Source organism: Lujinxingia sediminis, assembly GCF_004005565.1.
GTDB classification, from domain to species: Bacteria; Myxococcota_A; Bradymonadia; order Bradymonadales; family Bradymonadaceae; genus Lujinxingia; species Lujinxingia sediminis.
Map to the genome: position 1 here is coordinate 573,554 of NZ_SADD01000001.1, position 18,559 is coordinate 592,112.

The window sequence follows — 18,559 nt, forward strand, 5'->3', positions numbered from 1 at the left end:
TTAGCCCGGCTCGGACGCGTCTGGATTGGAGGCGTCCGGGGCGGGTTGAGCATCATCTGGAGGCGACGGGTCTGATGAGGATTCGTCGCCTTCGTTGTTTTCGCCATCGGGGAGATCGTTGGGGGCCGCGCAACCGGAGGTCAGAGGACGTCCATCGGCGCAGGTTCCCGGGCTGAAGAGGCGATCTTCAGAGAGCGTGGTGTGATGTGCGAAACTTCCAGAGCTGAGCTCCGGGCTTCGGTTCAGTGAGCGGGGCGGGGCGTTGGTGTAGAGGGCCTCGTCGATGAGTTGGCCATCTGCGCGGTAAAGGGCGACGCGTCCGCCGTCATTGGCCAGCTGAAAGCGGGAGTCTGCAAGCCAGGTGTCAAAGCCTTCCCCGGCAGGGGGCGGAGCTCCGGAGGTGCTGGCGGCGAAGATCACCGCGCCGTGACCGGCAGCCAGGCAGTGTGGGGGGAAGGTAAAGCGAATGCTGGTATCGTTGGCCACGCCGACGCCTTCGAGATCGAGGGTGTGGGGGCTGATGTTGACGATTTCGACGAATTCATCGTCGTGGGCGCTGCGGGAGCCGTCGGCGTTGGCATCGCCTTCGGGGCCGGTGGGGACGTTGGGGAGGAGCTCGTTGATGAGGAGCAGGCCGGCTTCGGGCCGGCGGGCCTCGGGGCAGGGGTGGGGGAGGTCGGGGCTACCCGGGAGATCGGCGTCGGTGGTGGTGCCTGTATCGGAGCTCCCCGGTGACGGGTCGGCGGGGAGGTCGGTTGGGTCCGTGTCGGGCGTGTGGCCAACGTCGTTGCCCGAGGACTCGCTCTGATCTGACTCCTCGCTGACGATGTAGACGCAGCGCGAGAGGCGGCAGAATTGTGCCGACAGGCAGTCGTTGGAGGTGCGGCATTCCGTCTCAGTAGCCGGTCCGCAGCCTGCGCTGGAGAGCAGCAGGGCCAGGAGCGAAAGCAGCACCAATGAGGCTGTGGGGAGGTGAGACTCTGTGCGATCCACGTGAATCCGTGCGCTCTTCATCGATCACCTCCCTGTGCGCTGCGCAGTTGCTCGGAGAACCAGCCGCCGGTCAGCGCGTCGAGGCGCGCGGTCAGGGCCTGAACCTCCAGGTGGCGGGCCAGCGCTTCCTCCTCGGAGTCGGGCATCAGGAGCATGTCGTAGAGCTGGTGACGGCGGCGCGTAAAATATGTGTCGGTGACGATTCTGAGCAGGTCGTCGCGGTGCTTCCAGCGGGCACGCACCTCGCGCTGGATCACCATTTCCTGCGGGGTGTAGACCAGCTGACTTAAGTCCAGGGAGAGGCGCAGTGAGTAGAGGGTGCGCGAGCGGGTATCGTCATAGAGGTAGTGCTGGGCGTAGTCCCGCTGGTAGTCGCCGTTTTCGTCGGCTTCGATGTTTTCACGGAAACGGTTCTGTAGGTCATGCTGATCGAGCCAGGCCACCTGGCCCTGAACCTGCGGGAGCAGGGCGGAGAGGCGAGCGCGACGCGTCCAGTGGTCGAGGTCGGGAGCACCCATTTCAAGGTGTCTCAGGGCGGCCTGGTGGGTGTCGGCGACGGTGGGCTCATGCGCAAAGGCGCTGGAGGCCTCTTCGATCTGCGCGCCGGTCAGCGCGAGGGCGGCCGGTGCAGCAAGTGTCAGCGTGAGCGTGAGTATGGCGAGTGCGAGCGTACGAAGAAGATGCGTCATCGGGCACCTCCGCGCGGAGAATGCCCGGTGATGAAGGCGCGAAGCGCCTGAATCTCGAGCCAGCGATCGATCGCCGCCTGAGGCTCCAGCAGGGTGTAGCCGGCTGGAGCGTCGAGCTCCAGGAGCAGCAGGCAGGCGTTGAGTTGGGGGAGGAGGGCGTCGGCCACCGGGGCGACTTCGTCGATGCGCTTCGGTGTGAGTTCCGGGCTGCGCCAGGTGGCGCTTAAGAGCCAGACGGTGGGGCGTCGCTCGTCGGCGTGATTCAGGGCGCTTGCGTCATCAAGGAGGCCCGGGGCGGCCATCGTCTCACGGGCCTGCTCGTCGAGGCGCTGCCGGGACTCCAGGGCCGTGGTCACGCTCAGGGTGAGCGTGGGCAGGAGCTGTGCCAGCCGGGTGGATATCGTCGGCTCGGGCCAGGAGTAGGAGGAGGGGCAGTGCGGCTCGAAGGTGGCCGCACTCAGAAGTGTAATCAACGCAAAGAGGTGCATAGACTCGCTCCCTGTCGAAGGTCAGTCAGGCCCCTCCGTCGTGGAGGGTGTGCGACTGTTATCGAGCGGGAGCCGGAGCGTTTGCGTCACGAAGGAAACTTTTTTGGGTATGAGCGCCGGGTTCAGGTCTCAAGGCGCGCGCGCAGCGCGCTGGCGAGCTTATGATGTAGCCCTCCAAATGCTGCGCCCGAGAGACCGACGATGAGGTCGCCGGGCTCGGCCTGGCCGGCGACGTGGCGCACGATGTCGTCGACCTCTTCGATGAGCTCGGTGGTGGGGCCAAGCTGGCGGATGGACTCGGCGATGTCCGAGATGTCGACACGCATCTCTTCGGGAAGATCGTCGTCTTTTTTCCAGGGACGCGAGAGGATCACGCGGTCGGCCTGCGCAAAAGCCGGAGGATAGTCGTCCTGGAAGACACGACGGCGAGAGGTGTTGCTTTTGGCCTCAAAGATCGCCCAGATGCGCCGGTCGGGGAACTGGCTGCGCATGGCGCTTAAGGTTGCGCCGACAGCGGTGGGGTGGTGGGCAAAATCATCGTAGATATCGATGCCATCCACGTGCGCGATGTGCTCCTGGCGTCGGCGTACCGATTTGAAGCGGTGCATGGCGTCGGCGATCTGCGCAAAGCTCAGGCCTTCGTCCATCGCCAGGGCAGTGGCTCCCAGTGCATTTCGCACGTTGAAGTCGCCCAGAGTGGCCAGATCCAGCTCGCCGAGTGCCTGACCACCGAGGGTGATGGTGGTGCGGGTGCGGCCCTTCTCAAAACGAAGATCGGTGGCGCGCAACGTGTTGCCCTCGCCCAACCCGAAGGTCTTTCGGATGTCCTGGCGATGCGCCGAGACCGCCATCGCGCGCGGGTCGTCGCCGTTGACCCAGAGAGAGCCTTCGGCCGGGATCAGATCGCAGAAACGCCGGAAGACATGCTCGATGTCTTCGACGTTCTCGTAGATATCGGCGTGGTCGAACTCCAGATTGTTGATCGTGGCGCGGAAGGGGGCGTAGTGCCAGAACTTGGGCACCTTATCGAAGTAGGCGGTGTCGTACTCATCGCCCTCAATGACAAAGGTGTCGCCGTGGCCCAGGCGGTAGTTGGAGCCGAAGTTGCCGGTGATGCCGCCGACCATAAAGCCCGGATCACGGCCCTGGTCAGTGAGGATCCAGGCGAGCATGCCGGTGGTGGTGGTTTTTCCATGGGTGCCGGTGAGCACGAGGGGGCGGCGCGCTTCAAAGAAGAAGTGGCGCAGCGCCTCGGGCAGGCTCAGATAAGGGATGTTGCGCTCGCGGGTGGCCACCGCGTCGGCGTAGCTCGCGCGGCTGACGTTGCCGACGATGACGATGTCGGGGTTCCAGTCGAGGTTGGCTTTGTCGTAGCCGCGCATGATGTCGATGCCGCGCTCTTCAAGCCAGGTGCTCATCGGCGGGTAGGCGATCGCGTCGGATCCGCGCACCTCAAAGCCGCGCTCCTTGAGCATGGCGGCGAGGCTCCCCATGGCGGTGCCGCAGATACCGATGATGTGGATGCGCTCAATGGCGTCGGGAAGGGCGGGGAAGTCGCGGGGCTTTTCGGCGGTCATGGAGGCTCTGCGAGGAGGGGATGTTCAGTGGGTGGTGTTCTGACCGGCGAAGAAGCGGTCGAGCTCGGTGGTGTCGTGTGGAAGCGTCAGCGAGAGGCGAAGCCCGCGCTCGCGAATCGAGCCGTCGACCACCTCATCGACGCGGGCGTCGATGGTCAGGGTCTGTCCGCTGGTGGGGTGGGAGACCAGGCAGTCCACGCGGGTGCCCGCCGGGTGAAGATCGGGGGTACGCAAAAAGAGCTGGCCGCGGGCAAGATCCACCTCGCGGAACTTCTGCAACACCGAGGGGGTGGGGATGCGCACGCGCACCGCCGGGCGACGCGAGCGCTCGACCTGAGCGCGGGCCTCCGGGTTGGCCTCGTAGGCCTCGTCGATGAAGTCGCGCCAGCGGCGGGCAGTGTCATTGCCCAGGCTGAAGAGCTGGATGCCCATTCCCGGGGTCTTGCCGCTCTCGTAGGCATCGCCGGCGCTCAGGGTGTGGGCGACCAGTCCCAGCATCTGCAGCTCTTCACCGGTCGTGGGAAGACGGGTGCGAAAGCGAATGAGCTTGCGCAGCGGAAGCGGCTCTTTCGAGACGATGAAGACGCCCTCGTAGGAGGCATCGTGGGTCTGGAAAGGCACGTCGCCATCGACGGTCTGCAAGATAACATCGAGGCTGGCGAGTATACGGGGAGAGCGTCGATTTGCGGCGGTGGCCATGATCGTCCTCAGCCAGGGCGGGGGTTACCAGCGGACGTAGTCACCCTTTTGGGTGTCATCCTTCTCGGTGTTGCGGATATTACCCGGACGCGTGGGCGCCGGCATCGAGGGACGCGTGGGAGCCGGGGAGGTGCGGCGCTCGGGTTGCGGTGCGGGGGCAGGCGCTGCCGGCTCGGGGGAGCCTGGCGGCGTGGCGCGCGGGCGGGTCGAGGCGGGCGGAGGGGCGATCACGCCGCCCTCGCCACCCTGCACGGCGGTGGGCTGGCCATCGTAGAGGCCGATCTTCGTCATGGCGACCTCGATGCCGTCGGCCATGGTATACGAGAGGGAGCGGTTGGCCTCGGTGACCGGGGTGGGCTCGAAGTTTACGTCGACGTTCTCGCGGAAGAACCAGTTGGGGTCGTTGCGCAGAAAGTCGGTCACTCGCCCCGCCATCGCAAAGGACATGATGATGCAGGCCGCTGCGGCGAAGATCGTCGTCCCGATAAAGATACGCGCCAGACGGTCGGTGGGACGTTTGACGACGTGGAAGCGCTCCTTCTGGCTGTTTTCACCCAGGGCCGTAAAGATCGGGATCGAGAGCGCGAGTGTGCTGGCGACCCCCAATTTGACGGTGCCGTGGGCAAAGTCGCCCAGCAAGGCGCCGGTGGTGATGAAGGTGATGTAGCAGAAGAAGATGGACAGAATGCTCAAAAAGATGAGCTTTACGACGGTGAAGGCAAACGAGATCAAATTATCATCGGAGCCCGCGCGGGGGGGCGGTTTGGGGGAAGGTGAGACGGTGGCGTGGGCGGCGGTCGTGTGCACGCCGGGGCTGCTCGCCGCCGTTGGCGGAGCCGGTACCTGAGGGGTGACCGGAGCGAAAGGGCTGTTGTTGGAGTAGGCATCCGGGGGCAGCGGAAGCTCGGAGCTGGGGATGCCCAGAATCTTTTCTTCCGAAGGCTCGTAGTCGACCTGGTTGCCGACGAAAGGTGCCGACTCCGCCGGGCTCAGAGCGCCGCTGGCCGGACCGGTGCCGAAGTCGCGATCGGTGAGGTTACCCTGGATCCAGCCCGCCCCGGCGCCGGATGGGGCACCGGTGGAAGAACTCAGGCTCGCACCCAAGCCTGCGGCGGGAGCGGGAGCGGCGGCATGGTGTGGCCCTCGCGCGCGCGGCCGCGGCGTGTGCTGATGGGTGTGGCGCGGGGTATGCGGATGAACACCGCTGGGGTCGGTGCGGGGTACGGAGTTGAAGTTGCCGCTGACTGCAAAGTAGCCCCCGGTCGCCGGCGAGTAGCCCTGCTCCTGGGAGAGGGCCATCATGGCGTGGTCGATGGTCTCGCAGAACTCCTCGGCGGAGCGAAAGCGTCGGGCGATGTTCTTCTGGGTGGCTGTGCGGATGAGATCCTGGAGCAGCGGGTGCAGCGCCATCAGACTGGGCAGGCGCAGCGGCTCTGGCGTGAGCTGCTGGCTGATCAATCCCATCGTGGTGTCGCCCTGCACCGCCGGCTCGCCGACGAGCATCTCGTAGAGGATAAGCCCCATGCCGTAGAGGTCGCTTGCGCCCGTGAGTGACTCGCCGCGGACCTGCTCTGGGCTCATGTAGCGCGGGGTGCCGATGAGCGCGCGCTCGCCCTCGGGCACGCCGATGGAGGTGAGATCGTCGTTCTGCTTGCCCAGAAGGCGAGCCACCCCGAAGTCGAGCACTTTGACGAAGTCGGGCTCGGTATCCAGGTCGGTGACCATGATGTTGGCGGGTTTCAGATCGCGGTGCACGATGCCATGGCGATGCGCTTCGGCCAGAGAACGGGTGATCTGGCGGGTCAGCGCCAGCGCGCGCATCGGGGGCTGGGCACCCTCGGCCCGGAGGATGTCTTTGAGCGTGGCGCCTTCGACAAACTCCAGCACCATGTAGACGACGCCCTCAAACGTCTCGCCATAATCATGGATCGTGACGGTGTTGGGGTGGCGAAGTTTACTGATGATTTTGACTTCGCGCAGGAAGCGCTCGCGCGCGCTGGGCGCCTCGGAGCCTACCCCGGGTTTGAGCACTTTGAGGGCGACGTGGCGGTCCATGGCCACCTGGAATGCCAGGTACACCATGCCGAAGCCGCCTCGGCCGAGCTCGCGCAGGATGCGGTACTTACCCTCAAAGAGGTGTCCTGGCTCTAAGCTATATGTTGCATCGAAGACGACCACGGAGGTGGACTCCCCTGGGGCATAGACCTATGGTTGGCATCATCCTTAAGCCAGCTCAGGCTATCAACGGCCCCGGAGCAGGTCAATCCAAGCGGGACACAGAATCTTACGATGTCCAGTATCAAAGAACACGACTGCGGGGAGAAGGCTGACGGGGAATCCCGGGCGGTGCTCTCCTTTGAAGAGGGGACGCTGGTGTTGCGGGGTGTGGCGCGGGAGCAGGGCGCGGCCGGGCCGGGGTGGGTCTATGATGCCCGGGTGGAGGCCTGGCGGGCACCGGCCTGGCGCTACCGGCAGGTGCTCGCGGCGCTGGTGCGCTCGGGGTTGAGCCTGCACGATGAGGCCCGCGCCTACGTTGAGCATGATTTGAAGATGGAAGGGCGACGCTTTAAGCCCTACGACCATCAGGCCGAGGCGCTGGAGGCCTGGGGCCAGGGGGGAAGGCGCGGGGTGGTGGTGCTGCCCACCGGTGCGGGAAAGAGCTATGTGGCATCGATGGCCATTGAACTCACCGGGCGCACCACGTTGGTGGTGGTGCCCACCATCGATCTCATGACGCAGTGGGTGGGGAACCTTGAGGCGGCCTTCGGGCAGCCGATCGGCATGCTTGGTGGAGGCTACCACCAGGTCGAGCGCATCACGGTGTCGACCTACGATTCGGCGGCGATTCATATGGAACGATTGGGGGATCGTTTTGGCCTTGTGATCTTCGATGAGGCGCATCACCTGCCCGGGGAGGTCTACCGGCAGGCGGCCCTGCAAAGTATCGCGCCCTTTCGGCTGGGGCTGAGCGCCACGCCGGAGCGAAGTGACGGAAAAGAACGCGATCTCGACGATCTCATCGGCCCTCAGGTTTACCGTCGCTCAATCAAAGAGCTCGCCGGGGAGGTGCTCGCTGACTACGAGGTCCGCACGCTGGACGTTGCGATGAATGACGAGGACCGCGCGATCTATGAGGAGGCGCGCGCGGTCTACCGCGGCTTTGTGGAGTCGCAGGGCATTCGCCTGGGCGGGCGCCATGGCTGGCGTAACTTTCTGGCGGCTACGAGCCGCTCCGATGAGGGGCGGCGCGCGCTCAAGGCTCACAGGTTGCAAAAACGCCTGGCGCTCGTGCATCAGGAGAAGTTGGCGCTGCTCTATGAGCTCCTCGATGAGCATCCCGATGAGAGGGTGCTGATCTTCACCAACGATAACGCCTCGGTCTATGCCATCAGTGAGGCGCTCTTCTGTCCGGCCATCACCCATGAGACGAAGATCAAGGAACGACGCGAGATCTTAAAACGCGTGCGGGAGGGAACCTACCGCGTGCTGGTGACAAGCAAGGTGCTCAACGAGGGGGTGGACATTCCGGAGGCCTCGGTGGCGATGATCCTGGCCGGCTCCGGTAGTGTCCGGGAGCATGTGCAGCGTCTGGGGCGTATTCTGCGGCGAGGAGAGGGGAAGAGGGCGTTGCTCTATGAGTTGGTGACGGCGGATTCGGTCGAGGGGTTTGTGAGCCAGCGACGTCGGGAGCACGATGCTTACCAGTGATCTTTTGCGGGTAAAAAAGACGCGCGGTGCCATCGTGCCGCGCTACCTGGACGTGGACGCGCCAGAGGCCCGGGAACGGGCGCAGGCACTGGTGGGGATCTTCAGCGGGCATCTCCATAAAGCGCGGGCGCTGGTCGACGAGCGGGTGGAAGAGGCCATCGGCCACGGCACCGATTTTTTGATCTGGCGGGGGCTTGCGAAACTTCTCTATGACCGCAGTGCGTTTGAAGTCCGGGCTGAGGCGGAGCCCGCAGATGTGCGCGAGGCGCTCTTTCTGGCGGCGGCGAAGGCGGGAAACCCCCACCGCGATGAGGCGCGCGCTGCGGTGCTTGCGCAGGTGGGTGAAGCGATGGGCCTGAGCGCTGAGGCACTTGAGGTGGCGCTCTACGCCGATCTTGAAGAGCGCCAGGTGCTCTCTTCATTTAAGGCCATTGACGCCGAGGGGCTTCTGCACCGCTACAACCTGGCGCTGGCTCAGGCGGTGCTTTATCGCGCGCTGACCCTGAAGATCACGCTCAAGGGGCAGGACTCGAATCGGCTGCGTTACCTCTTTCAGATGTTGAAGTTTCACCGGCTGATGCATCGCACCGAGCGGGTCAAAGGCGGCTATGTGATCGAGGTCGACGGGCCGGCCAGTGTGCTCAAGGGAGGGAAGCGCTACGGGCTCTCGATGGCCAGTTTTTTGCCAGCGGTACTGCATCTCAAGGGCTGGCAGCTCGATGCGGTGGTCGATTGGGATAACAAAGAACGCACCTTTGAGCTGGGACCGGACCAGGGGCTAACGAGCGGACGTCGGGTGCGGGGGCAGTGGGTGGCCGAGGAGGAGCAGTGGTTTGAGGAGCGCTTTCCCGACCAGGCACCGCAGGGCTGGGAGCTTGTGCGTCAGGGGGAGATCGTCGATCTGGGCGACAATGAGGTGCTGGTGACCGATTACGTGGTGCGGGAGCCCGGGGGGCGGGAGGCGTTGTTGGAGATCGTGGGGGCCTGGCGAGCGGGGTATCTGCGCAGGCGTCTGGAACGGCTGGCAGCGCTGAAGAGCGAGCGGCCGGTGATCCTGGTGGTCAGCGAGCGGCTTCGCGCCGACCGCGAGAAGATGGAGGCCGGGGCGGCCGGGGTGGTGTTTTTTAAGGGGGTGATCCTGAGTGACAAGGTGGTCGAAGCGGCCCGCCACGCGCTGGGGATCGGGTAAGCACGGTCCAGGCTCAGCCTCATTGTTGCAGGGGCCGCCTGAGGAAGGTGCAGGCGGAGCGCGGAGGTGCGCGGGGTGCTGGCAGCGAGCAAGCGCTGCGGGCACAGTGGCAGGCATCCCGCGTCGAGGACGGAATGGTTGATGGCGTAAAAGAGAGCGAGACGATGATGCGAAGTTATCAGGTGGCAGGAGCGGCCCTTGTGGGGCTTGCGGTAGGCGGGGCGATGATGGTCGGGCAGGTGGCGGAGGCCGATGCGTGTATGCCGCCTCCCGGTCAGATCAACGAGGCCTACCCGCTCGAAGGAGATCAGGTGGCCCCCGAGGTGACCATGTGGCTCTTTGGCAGCGGGGTCGGGCAGCTTCCGACCATCGAGCTTCGAGACGCCGATGACGAGCTTGTGCCGACCTCGGTGCTCACGAGCCACCTGGCGTCGCGCTTCGGCGTTGCTCATGCTGTGGACCCGAGCGCCCCGCTGGCCGAGGGGACCTACACGCTGCGTGCTCAGTTTGAGTATGCTCCGCAGAATAACTTCGAGCGCGTCATTGAGGTCGATGCCGATGCGGCCTGGCCTGCGCCGCCTGCGCCGCCTGCGCTGACCTGGTACCGGGAGACATACGACCAGGCCGTGGGCAACTCCTGCGAGTTTGGCGATGAGCATCACCGCATCGCTCTGGCCCCTGGCGAAGGCGCGGTGGTTTATCGCGTGGAAGTGGAGACCGACGTGGATAGGGCGTTTGAAGTCGGCCCGGTGGCCGGTCGAGCCGAGATCGAGCACGGGATCACCCTGAGGGATGTCCGCTGCGTGCGCGCCTACGCCATCCGAGGCGATGGCACCGAGAGTGAGGTGTCGGAGCGTTGCGTGCCGCAAAAATGCCGTCATTACGACCTCGATGAAAGCCCCGGCGCGCTTGGAACCACGGACTGGAGCCTTGTGATGGAGGGCGGCTGCCCGGGCGATCCCGATGAGGGCGATGTGCCGGTCGGCAGTGATGTCGGGGAGGATGCCGGTGATGATGTCGGGGAGGATGCCGGTGATGATGTGGGGCCTGGGCCGGGCGATGATGCTGGCGAGAATCCTCAACAGGATGTGGGAGAGCGTGCCGATACGGGCTCTGATGATGTCGGTCAGAGCGGCGGAGATGCCGGCGACGCGGTGGCCGGAGGTGGCTGCTCATCGACCGGTGGTCCCTCCGGTGGCGTGCTGAGCCTGCTGCTCGGTGCGCTGGCCATGGTGTGGCGACGCCGTCGCTGACGATGACACGTTTCACAACGATTGCGGGTCGCCGGGTGCGGCGGCCGGGAGTTTTGCGATGACGACGTTGAACTTGGGAACAGTCCTGGCGTTCGGCGCTGGCGTGATGCTGGCCAGCGCTGCTTGGGTGGAGGAGGCGCAAGCCTGTGACCCGGCGCTGGAATACGTGGTCGATGCGCTCCCCGCCGAAGGTGCGGTGGTGGCGCCCGATGCGCAGCTTTTGATCTTCTTTAACGGGTCGGATATCGACCCGACCATCGAGCTTGTGGACGCGGTCGGGGAGCCGGTACCGGTGCGTGTGGAGCGCACCGGCCAGGCCTCGTTCTTCGGGTTTGTGCGCGAGCTCGTGCCGGAAGAGCCTCTGGCCGAGGGCTCCTACCGCATGCGCGTCATCTACAGCGAAGCGTACCAGGATGACTTTGAGCGGAGCTTTGAGGTCGTCGCGGACCATGTGTGGGCTCCGGTCGAGGGCGCACCTGAGCTGACCTGGTATCGCGAGACCTATGCCGAGAGCACCGGCAACAGCTGCGAGTGGGGCGACGCATATCAGATGATCCGCATTGGCGAGGTGCCCGGGGCGATCAGTTATGACGTGGAGCTGCAGCGCGGCGATACGGTCCTCAAGCAACGCTACCTCAGCGATCACGTCGGGATGTTTCAGGGGTTTGTCCTGTCGAATATCGACTGTGTGCGCGTCGTGGCCCTCAGCGGCGACGGTGGCCCCGGTGAAACGACGGAGCTCTGTGCGCCAGACAAGTGCAACCACTTTGAAGGGGAGATGCCCTGGGATTTTGGCACCACCGAATGGGATGACATTGAAGGATGCACCATAGTGCCGCCGGTGGAGGGCGACCCGGACGATGGTGATGTCGGAGCTGGCGATGCCGGGGAAGGTGACGTCGGTCCGGGCGCTGACGTTGGCGGCTGGGATGTGGGAGAGCCCGCTGGCAGTCCGAACGACGAGGGTGGGGGCTGCAGCAGCACCGGGGGCTCACCGGCTGGCATGATGGCGCTGGCGTTGGCGATGTTGGGCGTGGTCTGGCGCAGGCGCAACGCGACCTGAAGGGAGGCCGGGGGGGCCTGAGTCAACGTTCAACGAAGTACCAGAGAGACGCGCGGCCCGGAGGGTCGCGCGTTTTTTATTTTTATTCAGGTGGCGGTGTTGGGGTTAGGTTCTTGATTTTGTTGGGTTTTTGAGGGGTTTGGTGGATGCGGGTGGCGCCGGCGTTGACGTCTGGTGAAATAGTCTACAGATTAGCGCCGTTAGTTTGTTCAGTTCATACTGAATGTTTCATATGAACGATGTTTCGAACGTCAAACACCCACTGAGACGAACCTATGAATGACGCAGAGATCGAGTTCATCGAGCGCTTCGGCCTGCTCTTTGAGGAGGACGGTGCCCCGCGCATCGCCGGTCGCATCTTCGGGTTGGCGCTGATTGAGGATCGGGCGCTGACTCTCGACGATATGGCCGAGAGCCTTCAGGTGAGCAAGGCCTCGATCAGCACCAATACGCGCCTGCTCGACGGAATGGGGCTCTTGGAGCGGACCACCGTTCCCGGCGATCGCCACACCTACTACCGCCTTGCGCCCGATGCCTTTGAGGTTTCGCTGGCGCGGGCGCGTCGCCGGATGGTCACCGTGCTGGAGCTGCTCGACGACACGATCCCGGGTCTTCCCGAAGACAACATCGTGGCGCGTCACCGTCTGACGAGGATGCAGAGGTGGCATCGCTTTCTGGTCGAGGATATGGACGCGATGCTGATTCGCTGGCGCGAACGTCAGGAAGCGAACTGCGAGGAGGGTGCCGATGCGTAAGCGAGGAACCATGCGTACGGGCGGCGTCGGTGCCCTCGGGGCCGCCGCGCTTTTGCTGGTAAGCGCGCCGGCCTGGGCTCAGGATGTTCCTGATAGGCCACCGGAGATGAACCAGGCCGACTCGCCGGCCAACGTGCAGCCAGAGGTGTCGAGCGAGGATGACCGTGAGGGCTCCGAGGCGCAGGTTGCATCGACCCGGCTGCTGACTCTGGAAGAAGCGATGGAGCGGGCCACCACCCGGGGCAACCAGATCGCCTTGGCGCAGGCCGATGTGCAGAGCGCGGAGCTGGCCTTAAAAGAAGCGCGTTACGGGCGGCTCCCCCAGGTCAGTGCCGAGGGCCAGTACTCCAACTACATCCGCACGCCCTTTATCGTGCTTCCCGAAGACAGTCCCTTCGGCGGCGGGGTGTTGCGCACCGGAAACAAGCACAACTTCAACCTCTCGGCGCAGGTCTCGGTGCCGCTCTGGTCAACGCAGCTAAACCGCAGCATCGATCTGGCCGAGGCCAGCGCGGAGCTGAGCCGGCAGGTGGTTGAGGCCTCCCAGACCACGGTCCAGGTGGAGGTGCAACGCGCCTACCTCAACGGGCTCATCACCCTGGAGTCCCTTGAGGTGCTTGAGGAGAGCTATGAGACCCTGCAGAAGAACCTGGAGCTTGTTCGCGCGCGCTACGAGCAGGGCGTGGCGCCGGAGTACGACCTGATTCGCACCGAGGTGCAGGTTCGCAACGTGGAGCCGGAGCTCAGTCGCGCGCTCAGCAACCATCAGGGGGCGCTCAATTACATCAAGCTGCTCACGGCGATTCCTATCGATGAAGACATCCGGCTGGCGGGTTCGTTGCGCGAACGTTTTGCCGAGGCCGATGCGGCCGAGCTGGAGCCTAACTTCGAGCAGAACGCCGACCTGATTCAGCTCACCGGTCAGCGCAGTCTGGTGGAGCGGCAGGTGGCCCTGGAGAAGGCCGCCTACTGGCCGACGCTGGCAGCCTTCGGGAGTTTTACCTACCAGGGGCAGGGCAACGACCTGAAGTTCTGGGATTACGAATGGGGGGAGACGGCGATCGCCGGGCTGACCCTCTCGGTGCCGATCTTCAGCCCGGGGTTGCGTCAGCGGGTGGAGCAGGCCGAGGTCGACCAGCTGCGTCTGGGGCTGCAGGAGGAGTTTCTGCGCCAGTCGCTGCGCTCCGAGTTTGAGATCGCGCAGGCCCGACTGACCGACCTGGAGAAGACCATTGAGGCTCAGGAGCGCAACGTCGCCCAGGCCGAGCGCGGCTATGCGATCGCGCAGGCAAGCTACGAAGAGGGCGCGTACGGCCTGATGGAGGTCAACGACGCGGAGAGCGCGCTGACCGACGCGCGGCTCAACTACACCGCCGCGCTCAACGATTACTTAAACGCGATGCTCGACCTCGAAGAGCTGGTCGGAGCCGGGAGCGAGAACGATGACTGAAGGGATGATGATGAACTCGACAACGACCTTTAAGAGCGGTCTGCGACGCGGTGCGGTAGTGGTCACGATGCTGGCACTGCTCATCAGCAGCGCGGCATGCAAGCCCCCGGCCGATGAGAGCAGCTCCGAGGTCGAAGCGACCGTGGAGCGCGCCGCGCCGGTGCGTGTGAGCTCACCGGAGCAGCTCACGCTGCCCCGGCGCGCGACCTACTCCGGGACGCTTGAGGCCTGGGAGGTGGCGCAGATCACCGGCCAGCAGGGCACGCGCATCGAACGCATGTTGGTTCAGGAGGGCGACCGGGTGCGCCGCGGTCAGGTGCTCGCCAGGATGGATGACGCCACCCTTCGCCAGGCGCAGGTTGAACTGCGTACCGCGAAGACCGAACTCGACCGCGCCAAACGCCTCGTGGACATCGGCGCGATGGCGCGTCAACAGCTTGAGCAGGCTCAGGCGGCGTATGACTCCATCAGCACCAATATTGAGCTTCTTCGGAGCAACACCGTGCTCACAAGCCCCATCGAGGGGATGGTGACCCACCGCTACTTTGTGGCCGGTGAGCAGTTCGTGGCCGGCGCTCAAACCCCGTCGCTCCTGACGGTGCAGCAGCTCGATCCGCTCAAGGTCATCATTGATGTGGCCGAGCGCTACTTCCCGCAGGTGAAGATGGGCATGAAGGCCACGGTGAACCTGGACACCTATCCGGGCGAAGATTTTGCCGGAGAGGTCACGCGCATCAACCCCACCATCTCACCGGATAGCCGCAGCTTCCGGGTTGAGATTCGCCTCGACAATGAAGACGGGCGACTCAGCCCGGGGATGTCGGCCCGGGCCAGCCTGGAGCTCGGCGAGGTGGAGGGGCTTTTTGTGGTGCGCAGCGCGCTGCAGACTCAGCCGGGTCGCGACGAGCCCTTTGTCTGGGTCGTGCAGCAGGGCAAAGCTCACCGTGCCTTCATCGAAGCTGGCGAGCGTTTTGAGGATCGTCAGCTTGTGCGTTCAGGCCTTGAGCCCGATGCGCAGGTGGTGACCGAGGGGATGTCGCGCCTCAATGAGGGCACCGAGGTCGAGGTGGTGGGGGCGCCCGAAGGTCAGTCGGAGCAGGGCGATGAGGTGACCCCGGAGGTCGATGAGCGCGATGTGCGCGCAGAAGAAAAGGCCGCCGAAGAGGCGGAGCGCGCCGACCAGCCCGGTTGATGCTGGCGAGCGCGCAGTCGCTATCCCTGCGCGCTCGCGCCCCCGGGTGGTGATTTGCCGGCTGCGGCGACGCTACCTGTTTTGCTGCATTGAGGACGTATTATGAACATCTTTCGTCTGGCCGTTTCCCGGCCTATTGCCACCTCGATGGTCTTTATCGCCATCATGGTCTTTGGCATCTACTCCTACATTCGCCTTCCGGTGGACCTCTTTCCGGAGGTCGACTCCCCCATCATCTCGGTGATCACAAGCTACGAGGGTGCCGGGGCGCTGGAGGTTGAGCGCAACGTCACCGAGCACCTGGAGAGCACGCTGGGCACCACCCCGGAGCTTCTGGAGATCACCTCCACCTCGATGGACAACGTCTCGGTGGTCACCCTGGAATTCAACGGTGGCGCCAATATGGACGAGGCCACCAACAACGTGCGCGACCGCCTGGGGCAGGCGGAGTTTTTGCTGCCCGATGATGTCAACGACCCCATCATTCAGAAGTTCGACGCCAGCGCCATTCCGGTGGTCATTTACTCGGTGACCGCCGAGGAGAGTTATCCGGAGCTCGAGCAGATCATCGACGATTATATCGTCAACCCCATCAACCGCATCAGCGGGGTGGGCGATGTCTCGGTGACCGGCGCACCCAGCCGCGAGGTGCAGGTGGTGCTCGATCCGGAGCGCCTGCGCGCCTACAACCTCGACGTCTCGCGTATCGCCCAGGCGTTGCAGGCCGAGAACATCTCCTCGCCGGCCGGGCGAGTGGACCTGGGGACCGAGAGCTACAACCTGCGCGTGAACACCGAGTTTCGCTCCGTGGACGATATCGGCGGGGTGATTGTGGCCAACTTCCAGGGCCGTCAGGTCACGCTGGATCAGGTCGCCAGCATTCGGGAGGGCTTTGCCGACGAAGACGCCATCTCGCGCGTGAACGGCCGTCAGGGCCTGACCTTCGCGGTGCAGAAGCAGACCGAGGCCAACACCGTCGAGGTCAGCGAGCGGGTCATGGCGCAGATGCCGGCGATCGCCGCGTCTCTGCCCGATGATGTGGAGATGACGCTGATCATCGACACCTCCGACTTCATCGTGGATGCGATCAACAACCTGAGCTCGGTGCTCTTCTATGCGGTGGTCTTCGTGGTGCTCGTGGTGCTGATCTTCTTGCGCCAGTGGCGGGCCACGATCGTGATCGCCGCGACGATCCCGGTCTCGCTTATCGTGGGCTTTATCTACCTGACGCTTGTGGGCTCGACGCTGAACATGATCTCGTTGAGCTCGCTCTCGATCGCGCTGGGGATGGTGGTCGATGACGCCATCGTCGTGCTCGAGAACATCATGCAGCATATCGAGCGGGGATCGACACCCAGGGAGGCCGCGATTCACGGCACCGGGGAGGTGGGTGTGGCGGTTGTGGCCACCACCCTCACGGTGGTGGCGGTCTTCTTGCCGCTGACCTTCCTGGAAGGTCAGACCGGCGTGTGGTTCGGCCAGCTGGGCGCCATTGTCGTGGTCACGGTGGTGACCTCCACGGTGGCTGCGCTCACGCTCACCCCGATGATGGGCTCGTTGATGATGAAGCCCGTCGATGAAGAGGGGCGCGGGCCGCTTAAAGCGCTGGCCCGCGGCATTGATAAAGGACTTCGGGGCATTGAGGCGGTCTACCGCGGCAGCCTGCGCGTCGCGGTGCGTTTTCGCAAAACGACCATGCTCGCAGCCCTTGCGGTCTTTGGCGTGAGCGTCGCACTGGTGCCGCGGGTGGGGACCGAGTTTATGCCCATCAGCGATGACGGTTTTGTCACGGTGAGCGGCGAGTTGGAAACCAGCCGAAGTCTCGACTACACCTCCGAGGTGGTGGGAAGGCTTGAGGCCGAGATCAATGCGTCGGTTCCCGAACTCAAGCGTCTCAACAGCACCAGCGGCACCAGCGGATCGATGTTTGGTGGCGTGGGCGGGGGCAAAAACGAGTTTCAGCTGCGTATGGAGCTTGTCGATCAGGATGAGCGGGAGCGTTCGGTCTTTGAGGTGGCCGATCAGGTCCGCGGCATCATGGCGGGAACGCCCGAGATCGTGACCTCCAAGGTGACCTCCGGCAACAGTGGTGGCGCCGGTAGCGCGCAGCCGGTGTCTGTGGAGATTCGCGGCTTCGACCTGGAGCAGACCACCGCGCTGGCCCGCGACCTGGCCGAGCATATGGAGGGCATTGAGGGCACCCGCGACGTCAACTTAAGTCGCGGAGAGAGCCGCCCGGAGTTTGAGATCGTCTTTGACCGCGAGCGCCTCAGTGACTTCGGTTTGACCTCGGCACAGGTGGCCCAGGTGGTGCGGGGCAACATCGCCGGACAGACCGCCACGATCTTCCGCCGCGACGGCGACGAGTACGATGTGGTGCTTCGCTACGCCGAGGGTCAGCGAGGTTCGCTGGAGCAGGTCCGGGAGATGACGATCAACACGCCGGCTGGCTCGCGCGTTCGTGTCGAAGACCTGGGCGAGATCAAAGAGTTCATGGTGCCTCCCAACATCGAGCGCATCGACCGTGAGCGCATGCTCACGGTCTCCTCCGGTATCGAGGGGCGCCCCCTGAACCTGGTGATGGACGATGTGCGCGAGTGGGTCGACGCGCAGAACCTGCCTCCGCAGATCGCCATCACCTACGGCGGCGACTTCCAGGAGCAGCAGGAGTCCTTCCAGGATCTCTTCCTCATCCTCGCCCTGAGTCTGATCCTCGTTTACCTGGTGATGGCCGGGCAGTTTGAGTCGCTCAAAGAGCCCTTTGTCATCATGTTCTCGATTCCCTTTGCCTTCACCGGTGTGATCCTGGCGCTTCTGGTCACGGACACCCCGCTGAGTGTCATCGGGCTTATCGGGGCGATCATTCTGGTGGGTATCGTGGTGAAAAACGCCATCGTGCTCATTGACTACATCAAGTTGTTGCAGGGGCGCGGGCAGCCCATCTTTGAGGCCATTGTCGAGGGCAGCGTATCGCGTCTGCGTCCGGTGTTGATGACAACCCTGACGACCATCCTGGCGATGATTCCGCTGGCGCTGGAGATTGGCGAGGGGGCCGAGCTTTGGAAGCCGATGGCCATCTCGGTCATCGGTGGATTGAGCTTCTCGACGGTGGTCACACTGATCATCGTGCCGGTGCTCTATGGAATGTTTGAGCGCAACGCCAAGACCGAGACCGGAGGTATGACGTGAAAGCCGTGATGATTACCTACAATGAGGTGCTCTCCGAGCGCCTGATTCACCTGCTTGATGCGCTTGAACTTCGCGGCTTTACGCGCTGGAACGGAGTGCAGGGCCGCGGCACCACCACCGGCGAGCCGCATATGGGAAACCACATCTGGCCCTCGCTTAACGGGGCGATGTACGTGGTGGTTGAAGATGAACACCTCGAGGCTTTTCTTGAGGCGCTCTCCGAACTCGACGCCCAGGGGCGCGGACTGCGCGCGTTTGTGAGCCCGGTAGAGCGGGTTATTTAAAGGAGGAGAGCGTTGTCTCTCCCCCGGGGG

General features: G+C 64.3%; 15 protein-coding genes. 9 read left to right on the forward strand and 6 right to left on the reverse strand.

Features of this window, described 5'->3' with window-relative positions:
* The 6 genes from EA187_RS02350 to EA187_RS02375 all read right to left on the reverse strand — a co-directional run bounded on the left by EA187_RS02350 (position 1) and on the right by EA187_RS02375 (position 6,624).
* Entirely contained in the window at positions 1–1,014 is a 1,014-nt protein-coding gene (locus EA187_RS02350) for a lamin tail domain-containing protein (RefSeq protein ID WP_115603104.1), read from the reverse strand.
* Positions 1,011–1,682, reverse strand: a complete 672-nt coding sequence (locus EA187_RS02355) for a hypothetical protein (RefSeq protein ID WP_115603103.1) — start codon at positions 1,680–1,682, stop codon at positions 1,011–1,013. The genes EA187_RS02350 and EA187_RS02355 overlap by 4 nt, the downstream gene beginning before the upstream one ends.
* Complete coding sequence (locus EA187_RS02360; protein WP_127779037.1) at positions 1,679–2,170, reverse strand: hypothetical protein; 492 nt, start codon at positions 2,168–2,170, stop codon at positions 1,679–1,681. The genes EA187_RS02355 and EA187_RS02360 overlap by 4 nt, the downstream gene beginning before the upstream one ends.
* 122 nt (positions 2,171–2,292) lie before the next feature.
* On the reverse strand, positions 2,293–3,747 hold the full coding sequence (gene mpl / locus EA187_RS02365) for a UDP-N-acetylmuramate:L-alanyl-gamma-D-glutamyl-meso-diaminopimelate ligase (RefSeq protein WP_127779038.1): 1,455 nt from the start codon (positions 3,745–3,747) through the stop codon (positions 2,293–2,295).
* A gap of 24 nt (positions 3,748–3,771) precedes the next feature.
* Entirely contained in the window at positions 3,772–4,446 is a 675-nt protein-coding gene (locus EA187_RS02370; protein ID WP_115603100.1) for a PilZ domain-containing protein, read from the reverse strand.
* A gap of 24 nt (positions 4,447–4,470) precedes the next feature.
* Positions 4,471–6,624: a serine/threonine protein kinase gene (locus EA187_RS02375; RefSeq protein ID WP_127779039.1), complete on the reverse strand. Its 2,154-nt coding sequence runs from the start codon at positions 6,622–6,624 to the stop codon at positions 4,471–4,473.
* A 111-nt stretch (positions 6,625–6,735) separates the two neighbouring features.
* Between EA187_RS02375 and EA187_RS02380 the strand changes: the two genes are divergently transcribed.
* The 9 genes from EA187_RS02380 to EA187_RS02420 all read left to right on the forward strand — a co-directional run bounded on the left by EA187_RS02380 (position 6,736) and on the right by EA187_RS02420 (position 18,529).
* Positions 6,736–8,154 carry a DEAD/DEAH box helicase family protein gene (locus EA187_RS02380; RefSeq protein ID WP_115603098.1) on the forward strand — a complete coding sequence of 473 codons (1,419 nt, stop codon included), beginning with the start codon at positions 6,736–6,738 and terminating at the stop codon, positions 8,152–8,154.
* Positions 8,141–9,343, forward strand: coding sequence for a DUF790 family protein (locus EA187_RS02385; RefSeq protein ID WP_127779040.1), 1,203 nt, complete (start codon positions 8,141–8,143; stop codon positions 9,341–9,343). The genes EA187_RS02380 and EA187_RS02385 overlap by 14 nt, the downstream gene beginning before the upstream one ends.
* A gap of 134 nt (positions 9,344–9,477) precedes the next feature.
* Positions 9,478–10,596: an MYXO-CTERM sorting domain-containing protein gene (locus EA187_RS02390; RefSeq protein WP_127779041.1), complete on the forward strand. Its 1,119-nt coding sequence runs from the start codon at positions 9,478–9,480 to the stop codon at positions 10,594–10,596.
* A gap of 58 nt (positions 10,597–10,654) precedes the next feature.
* Positions 10,655–11,659 carry an MYXO-CTERM sorting domain-containing protein gene (locus EA187_RS02395; RefSeq protein WP_127779042.1) on the forward strand — a complete coding sequence of 335 codons (1,005 nt, stop codon included), beginning with the start codon at positions 10,655–10,657 and terminating at the stop codon, positions 11,657–11,659.
* 275 nt (positions 11,660–11,934) lie between these two features.
* The gene (locus EA187_RS02400; RefSeq protein WP_127779043.1) at positions 11,935–12,414 is read left to right on the forward strand and encodes a GbsR/MarR family transcriptional regulator; all 480 of its coding nucleotides are present in this window, start codon (positions 11,935–11,937) and stop codon (positions 12,412–12,414) included.
* On the forward strand, positions 12,407–13,864 hold the full coding sequence (locus EA187_RS02405; RefSeq protein WP_127779044.1) for a TolC family protein: 1,458 nt from the start codon (positions 12,407–12,409) through the stop codon (positions 13,862–13,864). The genes EA187_RS02400 and EA187_RS02405 overlap by 8 nt, the downstream gene beginning before the upstream one ends.
* On the forward strand, positions 13,857–15,056 hold the full coding sequence (locus EA187_RS02410; RefSeq protein ID WP_115603092.1) for an efflux RND transporter periplasmic adaptor subunit: 1,200 nt from the start codon (positions 13,857–13,859) through the stop codon (positions 15,054–15,056). The genes EA187_RS02405 and EA187_RS02410 overlap by 8 nt, the downstream gene beginning before the upstream one ends.
* A 102-nt stretch (positions 15,057–15,158) precedes the next feature.
* Complete coding sequence (locus tag EA187_RS02415; protein ID WP_127779045.1) at positions 15,159–18,245, forward strand: efflux RND transporter permease subunit; 3,087 nt, start codon at positions 15,159–15,161, stop codon at positions 18,243–18,245.
* On the forward strand, positions 18,242–18,529 hold the full coding sequence (locus EA187_RS02420; protein WP_127779046.1) for a PG0541 family transporter-associated protein: 288 nt from the start codon (positions 18,242–18,244) through the stop codon (positions 18,527–18,529). The genes EA187_RS02415 and EA187_RS02420 overlap by 4 nt, the downstream gene beginning before the upstream one ends.
* Positions 18,530–18,559: the final 30 nt, after the last annotated feature.